Here is a 25889-nt window from a genome sequence, read left to right as displayed (position 1 = left end):
GAGTAACAGTCAGTATAGGGGCGGTGTATGACTATTTTTTAACCCAAAGTCGAATTGCCAATAACCTCACTTTTCGACTTTTGCTGCAGGTGCGAAAAATATAGAATAGCTTATATCACGTTATGCTTGAATGCACACCGGCGCAGCCGGCGATCAGGGGATCAAAGCGAGTGTCGACCAAATACCTCAAACGCTTCTTCAAACCCGAATCCATTGCCATTTTCGGTGCTTCCGAGCGCGAGGACAGCATGGGCGGAATCGTGCTGCGTAACCTGCTGGACAGTGGTTATGTGGGTAAGCTGATGGCGGTCAACGCTCAAGGGTATGAGCAGGTTAACGGTGTTCATTGCTATCGATCGCTGTCAGACCTGCCTGAAATGCCGGATCTGGCCATTATTTGTTCACCGCCTGAAAGCGTGGCGGGTATCATTCGCAAGCTTGGCGCCAATATGGTCAAGGCAGCCATGATTCTGACCGGGGGGCTGAGCAACTCGGACAGTGATTATTCCCGTTCACTGCGCGAAGAGGTCCGTGAGGCAGCACGCCCCTATGGCATTCGCATTCTGGGCCCAGACTGCATGGGTTTGCTGGTACCGGGATCAAAGCTCAATGCGAGCTACGCGCATGTGAACATAAGCAAGGGCAAGGTGGCCTATGTCGGTCAGTCAGGGCTGCTGGGCACGGCCATGATTGACTGGGCCAGCGGGCAGGAGATTGGTTTTTCCCACTTTCTTACACTGGGTGAAGGTGTTGACGTCGATCTGCCGGCCATTATCGACTATCTGGCAAAAGATCCCACCACCCATGCCATTCTGCTGCAGATGGATCGTATTATCGGTTCTGCGCGCGACTTTGTCTCAGCGGTACGGGCTGCGTCCCGCAACAAGCTGGTGCTGGTACTCAAATCCAATATCATCCAGGACGGTCGTATGTCGGTGGAATTGGCCCCCGGCGTCGATGATGAAGACCGTGTATATGATGCGGCCCTGCGCCGAGCTGGCGCCGTGCGGGTTGAAACCTCGGACCAGCTGTTCAATGCACTGGAAACCCTGTCACGAATGAAACCGATGCGCGGTGAGCGCCTCGCCATTGTCTGTAATGGTATGGGCCCCAACGCATTGGCCAATGATCGACTGCTGCGCAAGCAGGGCAAGCTGAGTGAAATTACCGAAGAGACTCGGACCGCACTTGAGGCCATTTTGCCGGCCGAGTGGAATGGGCGTAACCCGGTTGATCTCAACGCCGATGCGACCCCGGAACGTTTTGCCGAAGCCATTCGTTTATTGACCAAGGACCCTAACGTTGATGCAGTACTGACCATTCATGCACCGACACGCATGGCTGCCAGCGTTGCGACAGCCGATGAGGTGATCAAGGTGGCACGCAAGACGCCGCGCAATGTGCTGACCTGCTGGATGGGCCGCTTTTCGGCCATCGAGGCACGCAACCACTGCAACGCAGCTGGTATTCCCACCTTTATGACCCCGGAAGAGTCGGTGGACGCCTTTATGCAGATGGTTGATTACCACCGTAACCAGGCCGCCATGCGCCAGACGCCGGCGCCATACCATTTGCATAACCTGCCAAATCGAAAGCGGGCGCGGCAGATGCTGCAGGATGCGTATGCAGAAGGGCGGGACTATCTGACCCACTCTGAAGCCAGTGATCTGTTGGATCTGTACGAAATCCCGACACCCAATACCGGCTATGCCGATGATATCGTCGGGGTCGTGGAGTTGGCACGGCAAATGGGTGGTTCGGTAGCCGTCAAGGCGCTGCACCAGGACAATCTGTACCCCTTCTTTTACGACAGTAGCGCATACCAGCGCTGGCGTGATCTGGCGCTGGATCTGTACTCCATCAGCGAAGTGCGCCATGCCACCACCAAGCTGGCCTACAGAGTGAGTGAACGGTACCAGCCAGAGCAGACCCACGGCTTCGTGGTACAACAGATGAAGCGTGGCTTTCAATCCCTCCAGATCAATGTGGGTGTGACCCGTGACCCTGTCTTTGGGCCACTGATTCTGTTCGGTGTGGGGGGCTATGCGATTGATGTACTGGCTGATCGCAATATCATGCTGCCGCCGCTGAACTTCGCATTGGCGCGTCAGCTGGTCAAGCGCTCGCGGGTGTACAACATCATCAGCGAAAACAGTTATCAGGTTGAGCGTGATGTTGATCATCTGTGTGAGCTACTGATACGCCTGTCGGAAATGGTGGTTGATCTGCCTGAACTGAAATGTCTGGAGATCAATCCGCTGCTGCTGAACAAGCGTGGTCTGCTGGCCGTCGATTGCGCCGTATCGCTGGGTGAGGCCGCGAGGCTGTCGATCTCTCCGTACCCGGAACATCTCAACGAGAATGTCTCTCTGCGTCGCTCTGGACGCAAGGCGATTCTGCGCGCCATTCGTGGTGAGGATGAGCCGGCTCACCTGGAGTTTTTCAACTCGCTTAGTCCGGAGTCGATCCGGCTGCGTTATTTTTACAGTCGAGGTGTGCCCAGCCATGCGGAGCTGGCCAACTGGACCCAGATCGACTACGACCGTGAAATGGCTTTCATTGTGTCGGCACCGAAACTCAGTGGTGCAGGATTTGAAACCCTGGGGGTAGTGCGAGCCGTGACCGATGCCGATAATATACGCAGCGAGTTTTCCATCGTGATCCGGGACGACATGCAGGGCGAAGGGCTTGGGGTAATGCTGATGCAGAAAACCATCGATTACTGCACCAGTCGTGGCACTTTGCAGCTGGTGGGGTCCACCATGCCCAGCAATAAAGGTATGCAGGGGTTGGCTCGCAAGCTTGGCTTCAAGATCAGCTACAACATGGAAGAGGATGTGGTTGATATGAAAATGATGCTGAACGAGCCCACTGAAGACTGGCAGATCTACCGCCTGCAGCACTGATCTTCTTGACCGACTAATCCAGCCGACAGGACGCTCCCGAGTGGGCGTCCGGTATTGTTACGCATTATGAGCACAGCAACCGAACCCGATCAATCCGCTTTCCGTCTTTCGTTGCCGGTACTGTTTGGCTATATACCGCTGGGGATGGCCTTTGGCGTCCTGTTTTCCGAGCTGGGGTATCACTGGCTGTATGCAGCCCTGATGGGGCTGGTGATCTATGCCGGGGCTGGCCAGTTCATGGCAGTAGGCCTGCTGGCCAATCAGGCAGGTCTGGTTGAAGTGTTCGTGGCTACACTGTTGCTGAATGCCCGTCATATGGTCTATGGCCTGTCACTCTTGAGTAACCTCACACTGCAGGGCTCGCGCCGTTGGTATCTGATCTACGCCCTGACCGACGAAACCTATTCGCTGCTGACCATGCTGCAGGCCGGCTGTGATCGAATGCGTGCTCGGCTTCAGTTCAGGTTGGCACTGCTGAATCACCTCTACTGGGTGATCGGTTGTACCCTGGGGGCCTGGCTGGGTGGGCAAATCAGCTTTTCAACGGCGGGTATCGAGTTCACGCTGCCTGCACTGTTCCTGGTGCTGACATTGGAACAATATCGGGTGGTGCGCCGACCGGGTGTGTTTGTTCTGGCACTGGTAATCGGCCTGCTGGCGCTTTTGATCAGTGCCGACAACATGCTGATGTTATCCATAGGAATAGCCGTTTCATTGTTGATCATGGCCAGAGGAGGAGAGGCGTGGAGCCGACTGCGTATCTTCTGAGTGTCATAGCCGTGGCTGCTCTGGCCACATTTCTGACACGAGCACTGCCTTTTGTGCTGCTTTATCGTTGGGCTGACCACCCGCTGTTGAAGCACCTTGGACGCTATTTGCCACCTGTGCTGATGGTTTTGCTGCTGTTGTACGCATTGAGGGATGCGTTGATGACGGGGCAATATCTATTGCCCTCGCTGTTGTCGCTGGGACTTGTGACTGCGCTGCACTGGCTGCTGCGCAATCCTCTGATCAGTATTTTGTCCGGTACCGGTCTTTATATGTTGTTGATCCAGACAATGCCCACTGGCTGACATATATCAGGGCTGGTAGGGGCAAAACAGGTCGTGCAGGGTGCGTATAATTGTGATTGCGGTGTTACCGTTGAGCGAGTAAAAAATGGTTTGGGACTCGCGTCGGGTACGTACCAATCCATCCCGGCGCAGGACGGCCAGATGTTGCGACAGGGCTGACTGGCTCAGATCAAGGCAGCGATTGAGCTCAGAGACGGACAACTCCTTGCCGTCGAGGTGACACAGAATCAGCAGGCGACTGTCGTTGCCCAGCACGCGCATCAGTTTCGCGGCAGATGCTGCATTCTGCTTCATCATCTCGATGCTGTCAGGGCTTAACTGTGGGGCAGGTTCGGCAGGGCGGTGGTCCGTGTGGGTCACGTCACAATACTCCAATCTTGTTATTTGTTGGCAATTCTAGCCTATCACTACAGTTAATCCAATTTAACTAATATACCTAGAACGAATATTAGTCTTCTCTTATGTCATAACGTGCCGACACTTCAGACCCCCACGCCCGTGTATGTGACGCTGATTTAGGGGAAACCCTTATACTTTGGTGCAGCTCGCGACTAAAGTCGATTGTTGACACCTCGACTTGCTTTGCCTTCGCCTATAACGTTCCGCCTGCTTGTTCTCAGGGGGTTGGGGAGCCCCCTGTTTTCCTTAAATAGAAATAAAACACTGGTCAATGCCAGAGGAGCACTTATGGGACTCTATCAGCGAAAGCATGGGGAGGAGCATCCGTATTGGAAGTTCGGCCCTTTCAAAATTCGTCTGCCATTCATTCACCATCGCTGGGAATGGCCAGAAACCATCCAGGCCTTGATCATGTTCGTGGTTGGCATGGCGATGATACCGCTGCTGGAGCAGTATCTTGGCCTGCCTTACGATGTGGCACTGGCGTTTGTGGTGATCTGCGGTTTTGGCTTTATGCTGCCAACCGTGTTGGGAGTTCCGATGGTGCCGGGATGGATAACACCCGCGATTCCGGTCGTGGTGCTGTTTCTTGGCAATTTTGAGCCCGGCCCCGAAGCAATACGTGCACTGATCGGGCTGCAGCTGGTCGTCACCCTGATCTTCTTTGTTCTCGGCATTACGCGGCTGGGCAGCAAGCTTGTTGACATGTTTCCGGATTCGATCAAGGGTGGCATTCTGATGGGGGCGGGTATTGCCGCCATATCCGGTGAAATTGTGGCAGGTGGTCGACTTGAGCAAACACCGGTTTCACTGATCATCGGTGGTGCCGTGACCGGGTACGTTCTGTTTTCACTGTCATTTCGTGACTGGACGGAAAAACACCGCTGGGCAAGGGTAATCGCCGGCTATGGTATGGTCCCGGGTGCGTTGGTGGCGATGGCCATCGGTTGGGCCGTAGGTGAATATCCAATTCCTGAGGTCCAGTTTGGCCTGTCTGCACCTGCGTTTGACAAGGTGCTGGACTACACCGTATTCGGTGTTGGCCTGCCATCCCTTGAGATGGTCTGGATGGCAATTCCGACCGCTGTGATCGCCTATATTATCGCGTTCGGCGATATCATCGTGGGTAAAAGCCTGCTCAACCGTGTGGACCACCTGCGCCCTGATGAAAAAATTGAAGTCAATGTTGACCGGGTGCACCTTGTCACCGCCATGCGTAACCTGATGCATTCGCTGCTGGCTCCCTATCCGGGTCTGGCTGGCCCCTTGTTCACTGGTGCGATGGCGACCATTGCGGAGCGCTATCGTTACGGTCGCAAGGCGATGGATACCATCTACAGCGGGGCCAGCATCTTCTGGATTGTCGGGTTTATTGCACTGTTCATGCTGCCACTGGTGACCCTGTTCAAGCCTGTGCTGCCGATTGCCCTGTCCCTGACGTTGCTGATCACCGGCTATCTCTGTATCAGTGTGGGCGTTGAACAGATCGATAACGCCACCTCCATGGGCGTTGCCGGCACCATGGGGGTTGTGCTGTCAGTCTACGGTGCAGCCTATGGGCTGGCTGTGGGTATCATTCTTTACCTGCTGCTGGAGCGCCGCTCGAAAAAGGCATTGCAGGAACACGCTGGCGAGATGCCGGAAGAACCGATACACATTGAAGAAATAGCCGAGGATTACGGTAACCGTTGAAACAGGGGCTGTCGGTGCAGGGATGCACCACAGCCGGCTCAGGCTCTGGCAAAGTCGGTGCGGCTCTTGCGACGCTTAGCAGCCGGCTTGTTGTTGCCCGCCTGAGTGCAGTTCCGGCCCCGTTCCTTGGCCAAATAGAGAGCCTGATCGGCACGCTTTATGACTTCCCGCGGTGTTTCACCAGCTTTGTTTTGACATACACCGATACTGATCGTCACCTTTACGATGCTGGTATCAGAGGAGTTGCTGCCTCGCTGATTGCGACCACTCTGATCATCCTCCGGCCGGTTCTGATCACGTATCTTCATCGGGTAGTCGGCAACACGCTGGCGTACCTGCTCAAGTGCATCAAAGGCTTCCTGCTCCGAGCGGCGCTTGAACACAATTGTGAATTCCTCACCACCATAGCGAAACAGCCTGCCGCCACCGCGCACCAGATTCAACTGTGATGCAACCATCCGTAATACCTGGTCTCCGATGTCATGCCCATAGCGGTCATTGAATTTCTTGAAATGATCGATATCCAACATGGCAATCGAATAGTGTCGGCCTGGCCCAATGAGATAATGTTCAAGTGCGCGGCGACCGGGAATGCCGGTGAGTGTATCAATAAAGGCCATACCGTAGCCGTGATGAATCAAAGCGCCAATCAGTAACAGTTGTGCCAGCAGATGATAGCCGCTGTTGAGCAAAGGTTGTCCCGGCTGGCTAAGGCTGATCAGGAATGCGAACGACAGTGCAGCAGTTGCCAGTGTATCTACAGGCTGGCGCCGCAATCGCAGCAGGCAGATGGGCAGCAACAGGAGCAGGTTCCACCAGAAGGCAGCTGTTGGAAGAGCCAGTCCCGGAGCAATAAAGTTGAGTAATGCCAGTGGCAGATGCGGCAGCAACTGTGTCAGCAGTTGGGGAGACCCAAGCCAGATAAGTCCCGGGACAAGATAGATGACAATCAAACAGCCGCAGCGAAGCATGCCGCTGCGAGACAGCAGGCCTCGTTCAGGCAGAAGCAGTAATACAACCTGGCCCAAAGGCCAGAACAGACTCAGCAAAACCAGCAGCACATAACTGGCCGGATTATCGGGGCCGGCATCGGCCGTGGCGTGCAGCAGGGTGGCGGCACAGGCAAAGTGCAGTGACAGCAGGAGAATTCGGCCATGCTTGAAGCCGATAGCCAACAGCATCACCATCAGCGCCAAAAGCCAGGGTAGGGTATTCAACAGCAGCTGGTGACCGGGCGTAAGCAGGTGGAGCTGATCACGCAGCAAAAACGGAACCGGCAGCAACAGCAACGGCAGCAAACGCAACGCCAGTTTCAGAATCACGTGAACACCCACTCCATTATCCGGGCAAGAGTCGCAAGTTTAACACGCCCGGAGAGAATGAGCCTGCCGATTGTGCTGTTGAGCACAGTCGGCAGGTGTGGTGTCAGGCGCGATGAGTCGGTTTGAATCCGATCATGCGAGCGATAAGAATGGCAGGGCACCAGCCGGTAAAGGCTGACTGAATCAAGCTAAGCCCAATAATCAGCGGCAGGATCAAAAGGGTTGGGCCGACCATGCCCAATACTACGGGCAAGCTTGTGGCGAGAATCAGAATGCCGGCAATAATATGAACGCCCTGGTTGACGCTCATGCCCTTGGAGTCACACACCTCTTCCTTCAGGCCCAGCAAGCGAAACACCGTGATGGCGGGGCACCAGCGAGTAAAGGCAGACTGCAGCAGGTTGAAACCGACAAAGGCAGTCAGCCAGAGCCAGAGGGCAGAGTGGTATTGGCTAAGTGCCAGGCTTATCAGCACAACGGTACCGGCCATCAGGCGCAGGGCAGCATTCAATGTCATCGAGCATCTCCTTTGATTAGAATTTTCTGAATTATATATAATTAATGTCTAATATTAATAGTCAAAAGTCGACAGAATATCCAATGCTGTCGTTTCCATGCTCCTTCAGTCGGGCTATGCTGGAAAAAATTCTGACAGGAGACCGGCATGAGTGAGTTCAGGCGTTTATTGGTGAATCTTGCTGAAGATGAGCACCGGGGCGAGCTGCTGCAGAAGATGCGGCGTCTGCTGACGCCCGACAGTCAGGTTGAACTGTTTTCCTGTGTCTATTCGGCGGGATTGGACAGCAGTCATCTGTTCGACGCTGATGGGCGCCAGCATGCGATTCAGTCCGTCTTGAGAAAGGTGGAAAAAGGTCTGCAGTCCCATATGGACAAGCTGGTACAGCAGGAGATTGAGGCCGGGGCGGATGTCTACTGGGATCGGGATCGAGCTGAAGGCGTGGTACGCAAGGCGCTGCGCTACCAGCCCGAGCTGGTGCTGCATGCGTTGGAGCCTCATCCCAGAGTGCTGAGCCAGTTGCTGGCGGCGTCTGACTGGCGTTTGCTGCGCCAGTGCCCGACACCACTGCTGTTAAGCAAGACACGTCAATGGTCTGAGCGTCCTCGCATTGCAGCCGCCATCGACCCTTTTCATCTTGATGATGTAGCTGCTGAGCTGGATCAGAAGCTGTTGAGCCATGCAACACGGTTGGCGGCACAGCTGGGGGGAGAACTGCATGTGATTCACGTATTCAATACGCTGCCACACTCGGCCATTTTCGATGAGCACCTGGTTGTGGATTACGAGCAGCTGCAGAAAAAAGTGGCAATAGAGCACCGGCAGCGGATTGGTGAAATGATTGCGCCACTGCAACTGGAGGTCGGAGACCCCTGCGTTCACCTTAGGGAAGGTGAGTTTCATCAGGCATTGCCGAAGTTGATCGATGAACAGTCAATCGATGTGCTGGTGATGGGGTCTTTGGCGCGCGGTTTTATCGATCGATTGCTGCTGGGAAGTTCTGCTGAGCGTCTGTTGGATCAGGTCAGCTGTGACCTGATGATCGTCAAACCGGACAGCTTTCACTGCCCGGTGACAGAGTTCTAGACAGCAGGGCTAAATCTCGAAGCTGGCCCATACAGGGGCATGGTCGGACGGTTTTTCCATGCCTCGTATCTCGTAATCGATACCGGCATCTCGACAGCGCTCCAGCAATACGGGCGTGGCCATAATCGCGTCAATGCGCAGGCCGCGACGAGGATCGTCGTCAAAACCACGGCTGCGGTAATCGAACCAGCTGAACAGGTTGTCCTCCTCCGGGTGCAGTATGCGGAAGCTGTCACCCAGGCCCCACTGCTTAAGCTGGTCAAGCCACTCGCGCTCAACCGGCTGGAAGCTGGTTTTGCCGGTTTTCAGCCAGCGTTTGCGGTTGACTTCACCGATACCAATATCCTTGTTTTCCGCCGAAATATTAAGATCACCCATCACCACCAGCGGCTGCTCGGGGTTGCAGCTGGACTGCAGATAAGCCAGCAGATCAGCATAGAAACGACGCTTGGCCGGGAATTTTGTCTCGTGGGCAATGTTCTCGCCCTGGGGGAAGTAGCCGTTAAGAACCTTGATGGGCTTGCCGCTGGTCGAGTTGAACTCGGCCATGATCATGCGGCGCTGGGCATCAGGCTCATCCCCCGGAAAACCGTATTCAACATTAATCGCAGGCTCACGAGAAATCAGGCACACGCCGTAATGTCCCTTTTGACCGTGATAGACAACGTGATATCCCATCGCCTCGATCTGCTCTCGCGGGAACTGGTCATCGGCTACCTTGGTTTCCTGAATGCCGATCACATCCGGCTGATGCTTTTCGATCAATCGCTCAAGCTGGTGCATGCGTGCGCGAATACCGTTGGTATTGAAAGAGATCAGTTTCATGCTCTGTCCTGAAGGAAGCTGCGGGTCAGGTGAATCATATTATCAGAAACGGCCAGCCAGGTGGGTGCGATGCAATAGTTTTTGGCTATTACTGCGGGGCGGCAGTTCTATTGGGCTATCGTGTTACAGCCCGATACAATGTCTCTAATGAACGAGTGGATTGTTAAGGAGAGCACAGTGGCAGAATTCGATTATGACCTGTTTGTGATTGGCGCCGGGTCTGGCGGTGTACGTGCTGGCCGGATGGCTGCCGGCATGGGAGTTCGGGTAGCTGTAGCCGAAGATCGCTATCTTGGTGGTACCTGCGTTAACGTGGGCTGCGTGCCAAAAAAACTCTATGTCTATGCGTCACATTATGCTGAGTCCTTGCATGAAGCCGAGGGCTACGGCTTGAAGGCGGAGTCTGTCCAATTTGACTGGGCGACTTTGCGAGACAACAAAAAGCAGGAGATTGCCCGTCTTAACGGGATCTACACCAACCTGCTCAAAAATGCCGGCTGTGAGTTGATGGATGGCCGCGCCAGCATCACAGGGGCTAATGAGGTCAGTGTCAACGGCAAGACTTATACTGCAGAGCGGATTCTGGTGGCCACCGGAGGCTGGCCCTTTGTGCCGGACCTGCCAGGCAAGGAACATGTCATCAGCTCCAACGAAGTGTTTGATCTGGAACAGTTCCCCGAGGATGTGATCGTCGTTGGCGGAGGCTACATTGCGGTCGAGTTTGCCGGCATATTTGCAGGCCTGGGTGCGCGCACTGAGCTGATCTATCGCGGTGAGCTGTTTCTGCGCGGGTTTGATCAGGAAGTGCGAGAATTTACGGCCCAGGAAGTGGCGAAGAAGGGTGTAAACCTCAGCTTCAATACCAATATCGAGTCGATTGAGCGGTTAGCCAGCGGCCGCTTGAGTGCCCGCCTGACGGATGGACGTATCCTGGAAGCCGATCAGATACTGTACGCCACCGGTCGTGTACCCAATACCGATGGGCTTGGACTTGAAGCACTGGGCGTTGCACAGGCAAAAAACGGAGCCGTAATCGTCAACGATCAGTTTCAGACCTCGGTGCCGTCGATCTATGCCATCGGTGATGTGATTGACCGGGTGCAGCTGACCCCTGTGGCGTTGGCCGAAGGCATGGCGCTGGTGCGAAGCCTCTATGCCAAGGGTTCACCCAAGGTGGATTACGACCTGATCCCCACGGCCGTATTCTGTCAGCCCAATATCGGAACGGTTGGTCTGAGTGAAGAGCAGGCGCGTGAGCAGTACAGCAATATTCAGGTGTTCCGCTCCGAGTTTCGTGCGCTCAAGCACACGTTAAGCGGCAGTGACGAGCGCACCTTGATGAAAATGATTGTGGATGCTGACACCGATCGCGTGCTTGGCGTACACATGGTGGGCGCAGAAGCCGGTGAGATCATTCAGGGTATCGGTGTGGCACTCAAGGCAGGCGCAACCAAGGCGGTATTTGACAGCACCATTGGCATCCACCCGACGGCAGCGGAAGAGTTTGTCACCATGCGTGAGCCGGTCAGGTGATCCAGGCTTAAGCAGCAAAAAAGGCCGGGCATCAGTCCCGGCCTTTTTCGTTCTGCTCAGCCAGAGAGGAGTCGCTGCTGTCTATCGTGGCGGCAGCCAAAGATGCAGTGTACGAAACCAGTTCAACCCGGTCAGTTGCTCACGCAGACGCTCCTGCAACTCTCGCGCCGTTAGGCCTGTGTGCAGCATAAGCTGGTGAAACTGCTCAGAAGCCTTGATGTCCAGGTCGATATACTCAGGGTGGTAGTACAGGATCAGCTCGTAGTCGGGATTGTCACCCAGAATACGGCTGATGATAGCGTCCAGATGTTGGCTGACTTCAGGCCGTGTTGGCATGACAGGGCAAAATACCTCGTCATGGAATTCTTCATCATCGTAGGTATCGATATGGAAAATGATATGGCTGATATCATCGAAGCGGCTCTGCAGCTGACACACCACGTTGTCGCCGATGAAGTGCCCTTCCGCCGCACTGAGGTGAGGAGCAACCTGAAGGTGCATTTCCAACAGGCTTTGGCTACCCATGCGACGACTTTTGAAGCTGTGCACATTGATTACGCCGTCAACACTCAGCACCTGCTCGCGCAGTTTGGTGACCTTTTCTTCCGGCAGAGCCGTGTCGACCAGTTCGGTAATGCTTTTGGCGACCAGGTCCCAGCCTATCTTGCCGACCATTAGCGCAACCAGTACTGCTGCAAGGGCGTCCAGCCACCAGATGCCGGCCATGGCGCCTGCAACAGCCAGCAGTACGACGATGGATGAGAAGGCATCAGTACGACTGTGCCAGGCATTGGCGATGATCAGGTCAGAGTCCAGCTTCTTGCCTACCTTGAACGTGTACTGGAAGATCCATTCCTTGCTGACAATGGAAAGTGCTGCAACGATCAGTGCCGGCCAGCTGGGCAGAATTGTTGGTTGCTCGCTGAACAGAAGCTGCAGACTGTCATAGGCCATCACGCCACCGACACCTACCAGAATCACGCCGAGCGCAACCGTGCCGACGGTTTCAAAACGCGCATGGCCCCAGGGGTGGTTTTCGTCAGGTGCCTGGTGAGACAGACGCAACACGATGACCACCATGAAGTCGGTGACCAGGTCCGACAATGAGTGGATACCGTCCGCAACCAGCGCAGTGGAGTTGGCGATGACCCCAATCAGGATTTTAAGGATGCCGAGTACGGTGTCCAGAACAGCACCAATGATGGTGACTTTTTCGGCTGCCTTGCGGCGTATGTCCAGTTGCTCTTGCATCAATCCGAAGCTCTCTCATCCGACAGCGGGGGATGATACCTGCAACACTCGGCCAGAACCAGCGCAAAGGCCTTAAAATTAACACTTGCGTTATGTAACATATTGATAATAAATGAATAAATACAGTTGATCAAAAAATAATCAATCTGTAGAAGAGCAAGAGAACATGCCTGCTGAAGCCGTTTGGTAATCAAATTTTCACAGTGTTATCCACAGCAGATGTGGGTATACCCGGCCAGCCCAGAGGTAATGGGGGATGGCGGTAAAGTCTGTGTGAGCGATTGTCCCTCGAGGCGAGAGTAACCTAAGATGTTGCTTTGAATTTTGACCTTCACGGGAGCGAAAATGCAAACCTCAGTCATGACCCAATGGTTTTTGCCGCTGGCGCTGTTTGTCATCATGCTGGGGGTTGGTATGACGCTCAGGGTTGATGACTTCCGGCGTGTGCTCAAGGCACCCCGCGCTGTGCTGGTGGGGTTGCTGGGACAGCTGCTGTTACTGCCTTGCCTGGGGCTGATGTTGGTAACGGCGCTAGAGTTGCCGCCATTGTTGGCCGTTGGCTTGATGGTACTGACCTTTGCACCGGGTGGCGCTACCTCCAACATGCTAACCTTGTTATCGCGGGGCGACACGGCTTTGTCGGTGTCGCTAACCGCCATTTCAAGCCTGATTACGCCTTTTTCGCTACCGTTGTTGACGTTGATGGCCCTGAGTCATTGGCAGGGAGACGCTGTACTGCCCGATTTTCCTGTGTTGGAGTCGGTGATGAAGTTGGTACTGGTGACATTGTTGCCGGTGTTACTGGGCATGCTTGTCAGTGGCCACAGCCCTGGCTTCAGCCAACGGGTTAAAGGGCCTGTAAAGATACTGTCGCTGTTGTTTATGGTTGTGGTTGTTACCGGAATTGTGGCGGCCAACTGGGGACGCTTGCCGGCTCTGGTTGCCATTGTAGGGCCTGCAGCGTTGCTGCTGGCACTTTTGGCAATGGGCAGTGGCTACTTGCTGGCTCGCCTGATGCGGTTACAGGCATCGCAGCAGGTGACCCTGAGTATTGAAGTGGGAATTCAAAATGCGGGGACGGCTTTGCTTGTGACGGGCGGTTTGCTGCAGAGTGCTGAAATGTCTGCCAGTGCGCTGATCTACGGGGTGTTGATGCAATTGCCGGCCTTGCTGCTGGTGGGTTGGCGCAACCGTGATCTGGTGCTGGTGCGCCAGCGCATTCAATGATTAGTCGATACCGGTGATCTTGTGCGTCTGCAGACCCAGTTTCCACTGTGGATGCGCCATGCAGTAGTCGATGCAGCGGCGGATATTGGTAGTTTGCAGAGGGCCATCCATTGGCTGCAGATAAAAATGGTCAAAGTGCATTTCAGTGAACCGTTCGGGTTGAGCCAGTGGCTGTGGGTAGACCAGCTTCAGCTCGTTACCGCTATGTACAACCAGTTCGCTGCCGGCCTTGGGGCTGACGCAGATCCAGTCGATACCTTCGGGCAGAGGGCAGGTACCGTTGGTTTCGATGGCAATCTCAAAACCCTCGCCGTGCAGAGCGTCAATCAGATCTGAATCAAGCTGCAGGGCGGGCTCTCCACCAGTGCAGACAACGTAGGGCTTGCCGTCTGGGGCGTCCGGCCAGAACGAGCGAACCCGCTGTGCAAGCTTGGCCGCGCTGGCAAACTTACCACCATTTTGTCCATCGACGCCGACAAAGTCCGTGTCGCAGAAGTCACAGATTGCTTTAGATCGATCCTGCTCCCGGCCGGACCAAAGGTTGCAGCCGGCAAAACGGCAGAATACCGCTGCCCGTCCTGCTTGAGCACCTTCTCCCTGCAGCGTATAGAAGATCTCCTTAACGCTGTACATGCTCGCCTCCAAGCGCCGCGATCAGCTCAGGCAGCAGGCGGGCATACTCGAGCCCCATGCGAGCCAGTTCGGTATCACGGGCCGCGAGTGCCTCTTCAGGCGTGTCGGCTTCGAGCTGATCACGGTACTCATCGCACAGGCGCAGGCGGTGCAGGCTCAGGTCTTCATGCAGGACCAGCCGGATCTGCTGCTGCCATTCCAGCGCTAACCGCTTGACCAGCATGCCGGTACTGATATGTGCTGCAATCTCGTCACACAGCAGTTCCTGGCCCTTGACGCTGATTTTGCTGCCCTCGGTCATCGGGTCACGCAGCTCACATTCATCTTCCAGCGCCCAGCCCTGTGGCATGGTTTCACCCTGTACCCAGGCTGTCATGACTTTATCGGCCTGCACCTGAGTTTGTACCAGCTGTACCTTGAGTGATCCCAGTGCCTGGCGCAGCTGATTCAGCAGATCTTCTGCACGCTTGTGCGAGGAGGCATCCACCAGCAGCCAGCCCTGCTGTGGCATCAGCAGGGCGTATGTACGGCGACGACGGGTAAAGCTGCGTGGTAGCAGGTCCAGAATGACTTCATCCTTGAGTTGCAGCTTCTCTTTGCGGTAGACCTTACGACTTTGCTCGGCTTCAATCAGGGCAACACGTTCATCCAATGCCTCGCGTACAACGCTGCCGGGCAGAATGCGCTCTTCCTGCAGCAGGTTGATCAGCATGAAGCCGTTGCTGCTGAATACCAGCATCTCGTCAGCTTCGCTCACCGGTGCACTCCAGCCGCTGCGACTCAGTTCCTGGCTGCCACAGGGGGTGAATGGGTGTTCTGACAGGGCTTCGCTCAGGTGCTCAGGGGTAAACCCAGGGGTGGGTTCAAAGCGATAGACAATGGCATTACGGAACCAGAGCATGGACTCTCCAGAGGTGCAAAAGGGGTGAATTATAACAGTGTGCACCGGGAAGGCGTACCCGGTGCATCAGATGGGAAGTTCAGCAGCCTTCGTAGGCGAGCAGGGAGTAGACGGGGATGCCCAATTCCTGAATGCGGGTTGAGCCCTGCAGGTCCGGGAGGTCGATCAGGGCGGCGGCCTCGATAACCTCCGCGCCAAGTTTCTTGATCAGGGTGCAGGCGGCCAAAATGGTGCCGCCTGTAGCAATCAGGTCATCGAACAGAAGTACGCGATCACCGGACTCAACCGAGTCAATCTGCATTTCAACTGCGGCGGTACCGTACTCCAGCGTATATTCCTGATGAATGGTTTCACCCGGCAGCTTGCCTTTTTTGCGTACCAGCACCAGCGGCAGGTTAAGCTGGTGCGCCAGGATCGCGCCAAACAGGAAGCCACGGGCGTCAATACAGGCAATATGCGTAATGTCGCTGTCGATATAACGCTGGATGAACGCATCCGACACCATACGCATCGCTTTGGGGTCTTTGAAAATGGGAGTTACATCGCGAAAGGTTACACCGGGTTCGGGCCAGTCCTGCAGTGAACGGATGACAGACTTCACATAAAACTCATCGTAGGACATAAATATCTCCCGGTTAGGCGCTCAATTGACATAACTCAATGCTGCGAGGGCGGATTAAGGGTGTAATGGCTTCGTTGGGTTACACATTGAGATGGCTACTTCATTGTGCAACTTGAGGCATGGCTTCGAAAGAAGCCATGCCTTTTTTATTGGCGTGATACTGGCCCCGGTTATAAACCGCCAACCGTATGGATGGGCTTGGTAATGTTGGCAGCTTCCCCGTCATGGTGTCAGCTGGTCTGGTTTTCCTGATGCTGGGAGCATTCACCTTGGCGTGCCTCGCCAGACAAACGATACATTTCGTCCAGGTTGGTCAGCTCCACTTCCTTGCCGTCCACTTGCATCAGGTCCATCTTTTGAAAGCGCGTAAAGATGCGGCTGACGGTTTCCACGGCCAAGCCCAGATAGTTGCCGATCTCGTTACGTGACATCGACAGACGGAAGTTGGATGCAGAGTACCCGCGTGCCTTGAAGCGCTGAGACAATTTGAGCAGAAAGGTTGCCACGCGTTGTTCTGCATTTTTCTTCGACAGCAACAGCATCATTTGCTGATCATCTCGGAGTTCCTTGCTCATGCTGCGCAGCATCTGACGGCGCAGTTCGGGCAGTTGGCCTGAAAGCTCATCCAGACGTTCAAAGGGGATCTCACAGACGGTCGTGGTTTCCAGTACCTTGGCTGACATGGGATAGGTTTCGGCATCAAATCCACTCAGGCCGACCAGTTCGCCCGGGAAATAAAAGCCGGTGATCTGCTCTTCACCCTCATTGGTGAGCGTGTAGCTCTTGATTGTGCCGGCCCGAAGGGCATACACGGAGCTGAAGGGTTCACCCTGATGGAACAGGTGTTCACCTTTCTTGAGCGGGCGGCTTTTCTCGATAATATCATCGAGTCGGTCGATCTCGGTCAGGTCAAGCGATACCGGAAGACAGAGTGAGCTCAGGCTGCAGGTCTTGCAATGGACCTGTTGCAGGCTGTGAAGCTTTCCTTGAGATTTCCAGTCGGCCATGGGGTCATCCTTATTGTTGGGTTCGTCACGCTGCGAGTGCTTTCCCGCATTATGTAACATTTACCCCAGAGGGTGAAGCGCCGGGCCCGGTTAACGGGCCTCGACTTTAGATGATACGCGAGAAACTCCGTGTGGCTTCATGTTTCGGTATATAGGCATCGAACGCCATACAGATGCGTCTTATCAGCAGGCGGCCTGCTGCAGTCACGCGAATGCGACTGGATGACAACTCGATCAAGCCATCAGTACTGAACTGCTGCAGTTCAGCCTGCTCGGCATTGAAATAATCGCCAAACTGAATATCAAAGCGCTGCTCGACGGCCGCAACATCCAGTTCAAATTGACAGATCAACTCAGTAATGACCGCGCGGCGAATATGATCATCACGGCTCAGTGTTACACCGCGCTTGACGGCATGTTGCTGCTGAGCAACGGCCTGACTGTAGGCGGCAATATCATGCTCGTTCTGATAATAGACATCGCCAATCTGACTGATGGCTGATACGCCCATGGCGACCAGGTCACAATCGGAATGGGTGGTGTAACCTTGAAAGTTGCGATGTAGCTTGCCTTCCGCCTGGGCGAGGGCCAGCTCATCATCGGGCTTGGCGAAATGGTCCATGCCTATATAAACGTAACCGGCCTCAAGCAGGCGATTGATACTGTTTTGCAGTATGTTGAGCTTGGTCTCGGGGCTGGGCAAGTCTTCAGCACGAATGTGTTTCTGTGAGCGGAATCGATCCGGCAGGTGCGCATAGTTGAACACTGACAGGCGGTCAGGGCTCATGGCAATGACGGTGTCGAGGGTATCGGCAAAGCTTTCTTCGCTTTGATGCGGCAGGCCGTAGATCAGGTCCATGTTGATCGATTTGAATCCCAGTTCACGCGAGCGTTGCAGTACGCGCGCGGTCATCTCGGTGGGCTGGACGCGATTGACCGCCTCCTGTACCCGTGCATCCACATCCTGTACACCAAGGCTGATACGGTTGAAGCCGATCTCGCGCAAAACCTCCAGAGTCTGGTCACTGGCTTCACGCGGGTCAATCTCAATTGAATAGTCGCCCTTGTCGTCATCACGCAAATTGAAATTGCTGCGCAGTGCCTGCATCAGCTCACGCATTTGATCATCGCTGATAAACGTCGGGGTACCACCACCCCAATGCAGCTGATTTACCTGCCGGTCTCCACGGTACCACTGTGACAGCTTTGCCATTTCACGATAAACAGTATCAAGATAGGGCTGAGCTTTCTTGCGGTTGCGGGTGATCACCTTGTTACAGGCGCAGTAGTAGCAAACGTGAGCACAAAAAGGGATATGCACATACAGCGACAAGGGTGCATGAGGGTCACTTGTGGAGCGCCCGGTTTCGATCAACCTCTCGGGGCTCAGGCCGGAATCGAACTGGATCGCAGTCGGGTACGAGGTATAGCGGGGGCCGGACAGGTCATAACGCTTGATCAGGTCCATATCCCAACTGATGGTTGTCTGGTTGTTCACCTCAGTACCTCTATTTGTTGGCCGGCCGGGCATTATAGGGAAGAGTGACCGGGCGGTTGTTGATGGATATCAATGCGGGTGCAACAGGCCGGTCCACGGCAGGGTTGCCAGACCAAACAGAATTACCAAAAGCCCCGCTCCCTGTCTTACGCCACTGCGTTGCAATAACTGTTTCAATTGGCGTGCCAGGAGCGCCGATGTGAGCAGAGCAGGTAGAGTACCGGCACCGAATACCAGCATCAGACTCGCACTGGTGAGGCTGTTGTTGCTCACCGTACCGGCCCAGAGCAGAGTCGTATAGACCAGACCGCACGGCAACCAACCCCAGAGTGCGCCCAGGAGCAGCGCCTTGGGCAGGGTGTCGGCGGGCAGCAGGGTGTGGGTGAAAGGCTGTAACCGGCGCCAAACAACACCTCCGGCTCGTTCCAGATAGGCCGCGCCCTGCCACCAGCCGGCAATGTATAAACCCATCACAACCATGATGAGCGCAGCAACGCTACGCAGAATCAATGTAAGCTCAGCCGTTTGAGTAAACAGCTGGCCCAGCTGACCGATCAGGGCACCCGCAAGGGCATAACTGAACAGGCGACCAAGATTGTAGGCCAGTTGAAAGCGAAGGACTCGCTCACCGCCACTCATGGCCAGACTGCCGGCGATTCCGCCGCACATTCCGATACAGTGAGTGCTGCCGGCGAGGCCAAACAACAGGGCGGAAGCAAGAAGGGCGGGTTCAGGCATGCTCAACGGGTATCCTGATCCTGGCTTTCCGGCTCGGGATTATCCTTTTTCTGTCGTGCATCCTCGGGAATAAGGTCTTCATCATCATCATAGAGGATACGATGAGCCGGTGACTCAAGGTCATCAAATTGACCACTGTTCACACTCCAAAAGAATGCCCATATCGCAAAACCTGCCAGAATGATCGCGATGGGTATTAACAGGATAACAATATCCATTAACGTTCCGCTCCCTCATTGGTTGACTGAGCCGCGACGTGGCGGCGACTCAGTCGCATCGCATTGCCGACCACTACCAGCGAGCTGGCGGACATGCCGATCGCGGCCCAGTAGGGTGGCACCAGACCGGCGGCTGCAGCGGGCAGGGCAAGAAGGTTGTAAAGCAGCGCCCAGCTCAGGTTCTCACGGATAATGGTGCGTGTCTTGCGTGCCATGCGCACACAATCGGCCAATCGCATCAGGTCGTTGGCAATCAGGACTGCATCAGCGTTGGTCTTGGCCAGATCAGTTGCACTGGCCATCGCAACCGAAGTGCGGGCACCGGCCAGTGCGGGGATATCATTGATACCATCGCCCACCATAATGATCTCAGCTCCCTGCTGGCTCAGTTGGTTCAAGTGTGCCAGTTTCTGTTCAGGGCTCATACCGCTGAATACCTGATCAATTCCAAGATGAGAGGCGACCTTTTGTGCAGCATCGGAGGCATCACCGGTGAGCATTAGTGGCGTCAGGCCAAGTGCGCGCAGTTCAGTGAGTGTTTGTGCGGCTTCGGGGCGAATCTGATCATCGAGCCGGAACCAACCCAATGGTTGTTCAGCATCTGCAAGCAATAACCACAACCCGCTGCTTTTGGGTTGTTGAGGCGTATCGTCAGGGCAGGCAAAACCGGGTTTGCCAATTCGATAGCGCTTGCCCTCAACCATACCGCTAAGGCCTTGGCCAACATGCACCTGTACATCCGTGGCGGCCTGAACAGCGTGGGCACGAAAGGCACGGGCAATAGGATGTTCGGAACGGCTTTCGAGTGCGGCGGCAATACTCAACAGTGTTTGGCTGTCGAGTGTGCTGACAGGACATATCTCCTCAATGTTAAGGTTGCCCTCGGTCAATGTACCGGTCTTGTCGAAGATAATGTGGGTTGCCGTGGCAAAGCTTTCCAGCACGTGCCCGCGACTGATCAACATGCCACGCTGGCGTAGAGTGCCTGTGGCAGCAGTCAAGGCGGTAGGCGTTGCCAGTGAAAGGGCGCAGGGGCACGTGACCACCAGCACGGACAGCGTGACCCAGAATGCGCGTGCAGGGTCATAAAAGTACCAGAATACCGCCACGGCTGCTGCCGTCAAAAGCGTGGCTGCCACAAACTGGCTGGCAACACGGTCGGCTATGCGAGCAACGCTCGGCTTCTCTGCCTGGGCCCGATCCAGCATGCGGACAATGGCGGACAGGCGGCTTTCACTGCCCGTCTCGGTTACTTCGATCTGAAGCGGGTGCTCGATATTGAGAGTGCCGCCGATGACCAGTTCGCCAGTGCTTCGTGACTGGGGCAGGTACTCACCGGTCAGAGCCGACTCGTCCACTGAACTGCGCCCCTCGATAACACGGCCATCAGCCGGAATGGTATGCCCCGACTTGACCAAGACCCTGTCTCCGGTTCGCAGTTGAGTGGCGGGCACAAGCGTTTCGGTATCGCCGTCAAGGCGAATGGCACTGGTTGGCAGCAGATCAAGCAGTGCGTTGCCGGCCCTGCCGGTTCGATGACGAGCGGCCATTTCCATGAAACGCCCGACCAGCAGGAAAAAGGCGAACATGGTGACTGACTCGAAGTAGACATCGCCGCTGCCAGAAACCGTTGACCAGACACTGGCAAAATAGGCCAGCAAAATTGCCAATGCGACTGGCACGTCCATGCTCAGGCTGCGTGTTTGCAAGTCGCGCCAGGCGGCTTTATAGAAGGGCACGGAAGAGTAAAGCGCTACGGGGGTTGCCAGAACCATGGATGCCCAGTTCATCAGGGTGATGATATGGGCGTCCATGGAATGGCTGAGTTCGCCGGCATAGAGTGCTGCGGCGAGCATCATGGTCTGAGCCATGCATACACCCGCCACCCCAAGGCGGCGCACGGCGCGTTTACGCTCTTGCTCAAGCAACTGCTCTTCGCGGTTGGGCTGATAGGGGTGGCCCTGGTAGCCCAGGCGATCAATTTCTGCCAGCAGGTGGCTCAGACGTGTGGTTCCACTGTGCCAGCGGATACGGGCACGGTGGGTGGTCATATTGACACTGGCAGCGGTAACACCGGGTTGGCTTGTCAGGTGTTTTTCCAGCAGCCAGACACAGGCGGCACAGGTGATGCCCTCAATAACCAACACAGCTTCACGCTGATCGTCCCCGGCGTTATGTACAAAGCTGCTTTGCACTTCGGGGTTGTCATACAGCTCCAACTCTTGCTTGCGCCGGCTACCGCTGTTGGTGCGGATCAGCTCACTGTCGGCACTCTGACTGTCGCGATGGCGATAGAAGTTGTCCAGCCCCCCATCTACGATGGTCTGTGCAACCGCCTGGCAGCCAGGGCAGCACATGGAGCGTTGTTTGCCCTCAATGCTGACAGTGTACTGGCTGCCACGAGGAACAGGCAGGCCACAGTGATAACAGGGCGTGCGCGCCGGGGGCTGCTGTGCGGTCATGGCTGGCTCATTGCGCAGTGAGCGTAAGGCTAATCAGTTCAGAATAAGGCGGTACCATTTCCTGGCGCAGCTGCCAACTTTCGTCGGCAGGAGACAGGGAAAGGTAGCGTTTTCCGATCAGACCTGCAGTGAGGCTGCCGGAATAGATGCCTTTGCCATCAACGCTTTTCAGAATCAGGATTTGGTCAAATTTCTGATGGGTTGGATGAATGATATTCAGACTGAGAGTCTGCGGGAAGCTTGTCAGCATACCACTCAGGCGCAGGTTGATATCACCGGTTACGGTATCAAAGTTGAGGGTGCCTTCAAGTCCCAGTCTGCTTGCTGCATCAGATTTGGACGTGTCGATATTCATTCCGCGGGCGACCTTGTAATAGTCTTCCTTAACAATGCCGTCGCTGGTGGTTACTGCAATGTACATGAAAAATGAAGCATAGATGAACACCGCAATCAGTGGCGCCAAGATGAACCAGAGCCAGGGCTGCTTGTACCAGGGGGCGGGGGGAGTTGCGTGTGTATTCATGACACTCCTTGAATGGAAACGGCCGGAATGAACCGGCCGTTATTCTAACCTAATTAAGCCGAATGAAGCACTATCGCTGTGGAGTGGGACCCAGGAAACGGCTTTCAGTTTCAATATGGATTGAAGGATCTTCAGCGGCCTCGACAGTAAAGCTGAAAGGAGTGTTGGCCTGACTCAGCTGCCCCGGTTCTATTTGAACCCTGACAGGGTATGTCAGAAGCTCTCCAGCCTTTACTGTCACAGTATCTGTCGAGATCATGTTCAGTCCTTCCGGACCATCAATTTCGATGCGGTAGCTGTGGTCTATCTGCTCCTTGTTGGCGATCTTGAGTGTGAAAACGTTCTCGATCATGCCGGACGGTGTTGTGGTGTACAGCTGGCCACGATCACGGATCACGTCAACTTCAAGCGGAACGCGGTCGCCGATGGCCCAGATGAAGGCACCAAACATCACCATCAATGCAACAAAGTAACCGATCAGACGGGGGCGCAACAGCTTGGTTGTGTTGCCGTTCAAGGCGTGTTCAGTGGTGTAGCGTACAAGCCCGGGTTCATAGCCGACACGCTCCATCATGTCATCGCAGGCATCAACGCAGGCACCACAGGCCACGCATTCGTACTGCAAGCCGTCACGTATATCAATACCGACTGGGCAGACGTGAACGCAGGCATAGCAGTCGATACAGTCGCCCAGGCCGGCCGCTTCTTTGTCGACCCCTTTTTTGCGGCTGCCACGAGGTTCTCCACGCTTCTCATCGTAGGAGATAATGAGGGTATCCTGGTCGAACATGACGCTCTGGAAGCGGGCATAGGGGCACATGTAGATACATACCTGCTCACGCAGCCAGCCAGCGTTACCATAGGTAGCTACGCTTAAGAACGCCAGCCACCAGGTTTCCCATGGCCCCAAATCCCACGCTAAAACATCGGGTACCAACTCACGGATTGGAGAAAAATAACCGACAAATGCTATAGCCGAGGCGACAGCGATGATAATCCAGATGGCATGCTTGGCGCTCTTACGCAGAAACTTTTCAGCGCACATGGGTTGTTTATCAAGCCGCATGCGCTTGTTGCGGTCGCCTTCGGTGATACGCTCTGCCCAGATAAAGAGCCAGGTCCAGACAAACTGGGGACAGGCATAACCGCACCAGAGGCGCCCTGCAAAAACTGTTACGAAAAACAGAGTAAAAGCCAGAATAATCAGCAGCCAGGAGAGCAGCATGAAATCCTGGGGCCAGAAAGTCATGCCGAAAATATGAAATTGCCGGTTGGGCAGATCAAACAGGATGGCCTGTCGGCCATCGTATTGAAGCCAAGAAGCGCCGTAAAACATCGCCAGCATGATGAAACCGGAGATGGTACGGAAGTTTTTGAAGAAGCCTTTGTAATACTTGACGTAAATGTGTTCCCGCTTGGCATAGAGGTTATAGGATTCGGCCTCTTTTTTGCCTTTTTTGCCCGGGGTTACGTCCTTTACCGGTATCTGATTCATGCCAGTACCTACTGCTGGTTGTGTCGACAGGTCCATGCGCTCCATTAGGAGCGTCGAATATTATACTAAGCCGCTAATAAAAAAGGCGACATGACTTGAATCATGTCGCCTTTTTTTGGTGCTTGTCCAGTGCTTATTTATTGGACAGGCTGTAGACGTATGCTGTGATCAGGTGGATCTTGTCGTCAGACAGAAGATCCTTGTGTGCCGGCATCACGCCAAATCGGCCAATGCGAATGGTGTGGGCAATCTGGTTGAAGTTGCCGCCATACAGCCAAGTGTCATCGGTCAGGTTGGGTGCACCGAAAGACCTAATGCTTTTGGCTTCATTGCGTTTCCGATTTGCTTCTTCGGCCTTGCCTTCTGCGTCTAAGGCATTGGCTTTAGTCAACAGAGCATCACTTGTTCCAATAGAGCCTAAACCCTCTTGACCGTGGCACATTGCACAAAGCGCCTGATATTGCCTTTCTGCTTGGGCTATATCAGTGCCTGGCATAGCAGTTTTACCACTTAGTGTCATAACATAGCTGGCCATGTCACGGACGCCGTCTTCTCCAAGTGCATCAGCCCATGCCGGCATACCGCCGTTACGACCCTGAGTGATGGTGTGCTTGATGGTGGCGGGCTCGCCACCGTAAAGCCAGTCGTTGTCAGTCAGGTTGGGGAAGCCAACCGCACCGGTGCCGGCAGCGCCATGACAAACGGAACAGTTGTTGGCAAACATGCGCTGTCCCATCTTGAGACCGCCTTCGTTCTCCGGCTTCTGCAACTCTTCAATGGAAAGAGCGGCATACTTGGCGAACACCGGGGCGTATACCTCTTCGGCATGCTGCATCTCTTCTTCCCACTGACCGTGGGAAGTCCAGCCCAGCAGGCCTTTGAAGTTACCAAGACCCGGGTAAAGCAGAAGGTAGCCAAGGCCGAAGATCACGGTTGCGACGAACATGTAAAACCACCACTGCGGCAGGGGGTTGTCATATTCTTCGATACCGTCGAACTCGTGACCCAGGGTGTTCTCGGTCGTTTCCTTGAATTTTTCGCTTTTGCGGGTAGCCAGCAGCAGCCATGTACAGCCGATAATAACGGCCAGGGTGATGACTGTTACCCACGCGCTCCAGAAAGCACTCATTTGTCGTCTCTCCTGTTATGGGTCTCTTCCGGTCGGCCCTGCTCCTCTTCGCTTTTCTTGTGCTGTTCTTCATCAGCAAAAGGAAGCTGGGAGGCCTCATCGAACCTTTTCTTGTTCCCCGGCAGGAGAACCCAGATGAAAAGGCCGATGAAGGTGATCAGCATTATGACCGGTATGTAAGGACCATAAACCTCGTAACTCACTGAAAATTACCGCTTGTTGGTGTAAACAGAGTGTGTTTTACCCAGTGACTGCAGGTAGGCGACCAGAGCGTCAATCTCGGGTTTACCTGCTACTTCTTCACGGGAAGCGCTGATCTGTTCATCTGTATACGGTACCCCCAGCTTGCGCAGAGTTTCCATCTTCGCTGCCGTTTCCTTGCCACTCAGACGGTTTTCAAACAGCCAGGGGTAGGCAGGCATTTTTGATTCAGGAACCACATCACGCGGGTTGTAGAGGTGCGCGCGCTGCCAGTCATCAGAGTAACGTCCACCTACGCGGGCCAGATCAGGACCGGTACGCTTGGAACCCCACAGGAATGGGTGTTCCCATACGTGTTCGTCAGCGGTGGAGTAGTGACCGTAACGCTCGGTTTCAGCACGGAACGGGCGAATCATCTGAGTGTGGCAGACGTGACAGCCTTCACGGATGTAGATGTCACGGCCTTCAAGCTCCAGAGCCGAATAGGTACGCAGACCATCAATCGGCTTGGTGGTAGAGCTCTGGAAGAACAGCGGAACGATCTCCGCCAGGCCACCGCCGCTGATCACGATAATGATCAGCAGGATCATGAGGCCGATGTTCTTTTCAATCGTTTCGTGTTTGATCATTT

The 25889-nt window shown here is 54.9% G+C and carries 25 protein-coding genes; 7 read left to right on the top strand and 18 right to left on the bottom strand.

Annotated elements, in window-relative coordinates:
• The first annotated feature begins 170 nt into the window (after positions 1–170).
• The 3 genes from BLV48_RS03725 (at position 171) to BLV48_RS03715 (ending at position 3979) form a co-directional block, all read left to right on the top strand.
• On the top strand, positions 171–2906 hold the full coding sequence (locus BLV48_RS03725) for a bifunctional acetate--CoA ligase family protein/GNAT family N-acetyltransferase (protein ID WP_091823817.1): 2736 nt from the start codon (positions 171–173) through the stop codon (positions 2904–2906).
• Positions 2907–2972: 66 nt separating this feature from the next.
• The gene (locus BLV48_RS03720; RefSeq protein ID WP_091823297.1) at positions 2973–3674 is read left to right on the top strand and encodes an AzlC family ABC transporter permease; all 702 of its coding nucleotides are present in this window, start codon (positions 2973–2975) and stop codon (positions 3672–3674) included.
• Positions 3650–3979, top strand: coding sequence for a branched-chain amino acid transporter permease (locus tag BLV48_RS03715; RefSeq protein ID WP_091823294.1), 330 nt, complete (start codon positions 3650–3652; stop codon positions 3977–3979). The genes BLV48_RS03720 and BLV48_RS03715 overlap by 25 nt, the downstream gene beginning before the upstream one ends.
• A 6-nt stretch (positions 3980–3985) precedes the next feature.
• Here BLV48_RS03715 and BLV48_RS03710 read toward each other — a convergent pair whose 3' ends face one another.
• On the bottom strand, positions 3986–4273 hold the full coding sequence (locus tag BLV48_RS03710) for an ArsR/SmtB family transcription factor (protein WP_254774966.1): 288 nt from the start codon (positions 4271–4273) through the stop codon (positions 3986–3988).
• Between the two features lie 393 nt (positions 4274–4666).
• Here BLV48_RS03710 and BLV48_RS03705 point away from each other — a divergent pair, with 393 nt between their 5' ends.
• Positions 4667–6070 (top strand): xanthine/uracil/vitamin C permease, encoded by a 1404-nt coding sequence (locus tag BLV48_RS03705; RefSeq protein ID WP_091823289.1) that lies wholly within the window; start codon positions 4667–4669, stop codon positions 6068–6070.
• A gap of 38 nt (positions 6071–6108) precedes the next feature.
• Here BLV48_RS03705 and BLV48_RS03700 read toward each other — a convergent pair whose 3' ends face one another.
• Together BLV48_RS03700 and BLV48_RS03695 are read right to left on the bottom strand one after the other, a co-directional pair.
• Positions 6109–7392, bottom strand: coding sequence for a GGDEF domain-containing protein (locus tag BLV48_RS03700; RefSeq protein ID WP_139253879.1), 1284 nt, complete (start codon positions 7390–7392; stop codon positions 6109–6111).
• A gap of 103 nt (positions 7393–7495) precedes the next feature.
• Positions 7496–7909 carry a YgaP family membrane protein gene (locus tag BLV48_RS03695; RefSeq protein WP_091823283.1) on the bottom strand — a complete coding sequence of 138 codons (414 nt, stop codon included), beginning with the start codon at positions 7907–7909 and terminating at the stop codon, positions 7496–7498.
• A gap of 147 nt (positions 7910–8056) precedes the next feature.
• Between BLV48_RS03695 and BLV48_RS03690 the strand changes: the two genes are divergently transcribed.
• Positions 8057–8995, top strand: a complete 939-nt coding sequence (locus BLV48_RS03690) for a universal stress protein (protein WP_091823280.1) — start codon at positions 8057–8059, stop codon at positions 8993–8995.
• 9 nt (positions 8996–9004) lie between these two features.
• Here the strand turns inward: BLV48_RS03690 and xthA are convergent, their stop codons facing one another.
• Positions 9005–9820 (bottom strand): exodeoxyribonuclease III, encoded by an 816-nt coding sequence (xthA, locus tag BLV48_RS03685; protein WP_091823277.1) that lies wholly within the window; start codon positions 9818–9820, stop codon positions 9005–9007.
• 177 nt (positions 9821–9997) lie between these two features.
• Here xthA and gor point away from each other — a divergent pair, with 177 nt between their 5' ends.
• Positions 9998–11353 carry a glutathione-disulfide reductase gene (gene gor, locus BLV48_RS03680; RefSeq protein ID WP_091823274.1) on the top strand — a complete coding sequence of 452 codons (1356 nt, stop codon included), beginning with the start codon at positions 9998–10000 and terminating at the stop codon, positions 11351–11353.
• Positions 11354–11434: 81 nt separating this feature from the next.
• On the opposite strand, the gene BLV48_RS03675 is transcribed toward gor, so the two are convergent.
• Complete coding sequence (locus BLV48_RS03675) at positions 11435–12604, bottom strand: cation diffusion facilitator family transporter (protein WP_091823270.1); 1170 nt, start codon at positions 12602–12604, stop codon at positions 11435–11437.
• A 345-nt stretch (positions 12605–12949) separates the two neighbouring features.
• Between BLV48_RS03675 and BLV48_RS03670 the strand changes: the two genes are divergently transcribed.
• Positions 12950–13831, top strand: coding sequence for a bile acid:sodium symporter family protein (locus tag BLV48_RS03670; RefSeq protein ID WP_091823267.1), 882 nt, complete (start codon positions 12950–12952; stop codon positions 13829–13831).
• On the opposite strand, the gene queE is transcribed toward BLV48_RS03670, so the two are convergent.
• From queE to ccoO, 13 genes are all read right to left on the bottom strand, one after another.
• Positions 13832–14464 carry a 7-carboxy-7-deazaguanine synthase gene (queE, locus tag BLV48_RS03665; RefSeq protein ID WP_091823264.1) on the bottom strand — a complete coding sequence of 211 codons (633 nt, stop codon included), beginning with the start codon at positions 14462–14464 and terminating at the stop codon, positions 13832–13834.
• A complete protein-coding gene (locus tag BLV48_RS03660; protein ID WP_091823261.1) occupies positions 14451–15365 on the bottom strand; it encodes a recombination-associated protein RdgC in 915 nt (304 codons plus the stop codon). The genes queE and BLV48_RS03660 overlap by 14 nt, the downstream gene beginning before the upstream one ends.
• Positions 15366–15444: 79 nt before the next feature.
• A complete protein-coding gene (locus BLV48_RS03655; RefSeq protein WP_091823258.1) occupies positions 15445–15987 on the bottom strand; it encodes an adenine phosphoribosyltransferase in 543 nt (180 codons plus the stop codon).
• Positions 15988–16217: 230 nt separating this feature from the next.
• Positions 16218–16994 (bottom strand): fumarate/nitrate reduction transcriptional regulator Fnr, encoded by a 777-nt coding sequence (fnr, locus tag BLV48_RS03650; protein WP_091823256.1) that lies wholly within the window; start codon positions 16992–16994, stop codon positions 16218–16220.
• A 106-nt stretch (positions 16995–17100) separates the two neighbouring features.
• On the bottom strand, positions 17101–18492 hold the full coding sequence (gene hemN, locus BLV48_RS03645) for an oxygen-independent coproporphyrinogen III oxidase (protein WP_254774962.1): 1392 nt from the start codon (positions 18490–18492) through the stop codon (positions 17101–17103).
• A 69-nt stretch (positions 18493–18561) separates the two neighbouring features.
• Positions 18562–19230 carry a sulfite exporter TauE/SafE family protein gene (locus BLV48_RS03640; protein WP_091823250.1) on the bottom strand — a complete coding sequence of 223 codons (669 nt, stop codon included), beginning with the start codon at positions 19228–19230 and terminating at the stop codon, positions 18562–18564.
• A 2-nt stretch (positions 19231–19232) separates the two neighbouring features.
• Positions 19233–19448, bottom strand: coding sequence for a cbb3-type cytochrome oxidase assembly protein CcoS (gene ccoS, locus BLV48_RS03635; protein WP_091823247.1), 216 nt, complete (start codon positions 19446–19448; stop codon positions 19233–19235).
• A complete protein-coding gene (locus tag BLV48_RS03630; RefSeq protein WP_091823244.1) occupies positions 19448–21910 on the bottom strand; it encodes a heavy metal translocating P-type ATPase in 2463 nt (820 codons plus the stop codon). The genes ccoS and BLV48_RS03630 overlap by 1 nt, the downstream gene beginning before the upstream one ends.
• 7 nt (positions 21911–21917) lie before the next feature.
• Positions 21918–22433 (bottom strand): FixH family protein, encoded by a 516-nt coding sequence (locus tag BLV48_RS03625; RefSeq protein WP_091823241.1) that lies wholly within the window; start codon positions 22431–22433, stop codon positions 21918–21920.
• 70 nt (positions 22434–22503) lie between these two features.
• Positions 22504–23928, bottom strand: coding sequence for a cytochrome c oxidase accessory protein CcoG (ccoG, locus tag BLV48_RS03620; protein ID WP_091823238.1), 1425 nt, complete (start codon positions 23926–23928; stop codon positions 22504–22506).
• A gap of 133 nt (positions 23929–24061) precedes the next feature.
• A complete protein-coding gene (gene ccoP, locus BLV48_RS03615; RefSeq protein WP_091823236.1) occupies positions 24062–25057 on the bottom strand; it encodes a cytochrome-c oxidase, cbb3-type subunit III in 996 nt (331 codons plus the stop codon).
• Positions 25054–25260: a cbb3-type cytochrome oxidase subunit 3 gene (locus tag BLV48_RS03610; RefSeq protein ID WP_206834414.1), complete on the bottom strand. Its 207-nt coding sequence runs from the start codon at positions 25258–25260 to the stop codon at positions 25054–25056. Before BLV48_RS03610 ends, ccoP begins: the two co-directional genes overlap by 4 nt.
• A 6-nt stretch (positions 25261–25266) precedes the next feature.
• Positions 25267–25887, bottom strand: coding sequence for a cytochrome-c oxidase, cbb3-type subunit II (gene ccoO / locus BLV48_RS03605; RefSeq protein WP_091823231.1), 621 nt, complete (start codon positions 25885–25887; stop codon positions 25267–25269).
• Between the last annotated feature and the right edge of the window lie 2 nt (positions 25888–25889).

This window comes from Marinobacterium iners DSM 11526 (assembly GCF_900107855.1).
GTDB classification, from domain to species: domain Bacteria; phylum Pseudomonadota; class Gammaproteobacteria; order Pseudomonadales; family Balneatricaceae; genus Marinobacterium; species Marinobacterium iners.
This window is presented reverse-complemented; position numbering and strand designations above follow the sequence as displayed.

What these genes read in the sequence shown, in the direction of transcription:
- BLV48_RS03710 (WP_254774966.1), bottom strand. Translation starts at nt 4,273, where the DNA reads ATGAAGCAGAATGCAGCATCTGCCGCGAAACTGATGCGCGTGCTGGGC.
- queE (WP_091823264.1), bottom strand. Translation starts at nt 14,464, where the DNA reads ATGTACAGCGTTAAGGAGATCTTCTATACGCTGCAGGGAGAAGGTGCT.
- BLV48_RS03625 (WP_091823241.1), bottom strand. Translation starts at nt 22,433, where the DNA reads ATGAATACACACGCAACTCCCCCCGCCCCCTGGTACAAGCAGCCCTGG.
- ccoO (WP_091823231.1), bottom strand. Translation starts at nt 25,887, where the DNA reads ATGATCAAACACGAAACGATTGAAAAGAACATCGGCCTCATGATCCTG.
- BLV48_RS03705 (WP_091823289.1), top strand. Translation starts at nt 4,667, where the DNA reads ATGGGACTCTATCAGCGAAAGCATGGGGAGGAGCATCCGTATTGGAAG.
- ccoG (WP_091823238.1), bottom strand. Translation starts at nt 23,928, where the DNA reads ATGAATCAGATACCGGTAAAGGACGTAACCCCGGGCAAAAAAGGCAAA.
- BLV48_RS03640 (WP_091823250.1), bottom strand. Translation starts at nt 19,230, where the DNA reads ATGCCTGAACCCGCCCTTCTTGCTTCCGCCCTGTTGTTTGGCCTCGCC.
- BLV48_RS03675 (WP_091823270.1), bottom strand. Translation starts at nt 12,604, where the DNA reads ATGCAAGAGCAACTGGACATACGCCGCAAGGCAGCCGAAAAAGTCACC.
- BLV48_RS03655 (WP_091823258.1), bottom strand. Translation starts at nt 15,987, where the DNA reads ATGTCCTACGATGAGTTTTATGTGAAGTCTGTCATCCGTTCACTGCAG.
- ccoS (WP_091823247.1), bottom strand. Translation starts at nt 19,448, where the DNA reads ATGGATATTGTTATCCTGTTAATACCCATCGCGATCATTCTGGCAGGT.
- BLV48_RS03695 (WP_091823283.1), bottom strand. Translation starts at nt 7,909, where the DNA reads ATGACATTGAATGCTGCCCTGCGCCTGATGGCCGGTACCGTTGTGCTG.
- xthA (WP_091823277.1), bottom strand. Translation starts at nt 9,820, where the DNA reads ATGAAACTGATCTCTTTCAATACCAACGGTATTCGCGCACGCATGCAC.
- fnr (WP_091823256.1), bottom strand. Translation starts at nt 16,994, where the DNA reads ATGGCCGACTGGAAATCTCAAGGAAAGCTTCACAGCCTGCAACAGGTC.
- BLV48_RS03660 (WP_091823261.1), bottom strand. Translation starts at nt 15,365, where the DNA reads ATGCTCTGGTTCCGTAATGCCATTGTCTATCGCTTTGAACCCACCCCT.
- BLV48_RS03690 (WP_091823280.1), top strand. Translation starts at nt 8,057, where the DNA reads ATGAGTGAGTTCAGGCGTTTATTGGTGAATCTTGCTGAAGATGAGCAC.
- ccoP (WP_091823236.1), bottom strand. Translation starts at nt 25,057, where the DNA reads ATGAGTGCTTTCTGGAGCGCGTGGGTAACAGTCATCACCCTGGCCGTT.
- BLV48_RS03630 (WP_091823244.1), bottom strand. Translation starts at nt 21,910, where the DNA reads ATGACCGCACAGCAGCCCCCGGCGCGCACGCCCTGTTATCACTGTGGC.
- BLV48_RS03720 (WP_091823297.1), top strand. Translation starts at nt 2,973, where the DNA reads ATGAGCACAGCAACCGAACCCGATCAATCCGCTTTCCGTCTTTCGTTG.
- BLV48_RS03670 (WP_091823267.1), top strand. Translation starts at nt 12,950, where the DNA reads ATGCAAACCTCAGTCATGACCCAATGGTTTTTGCCGCTGGCGCTGTTT.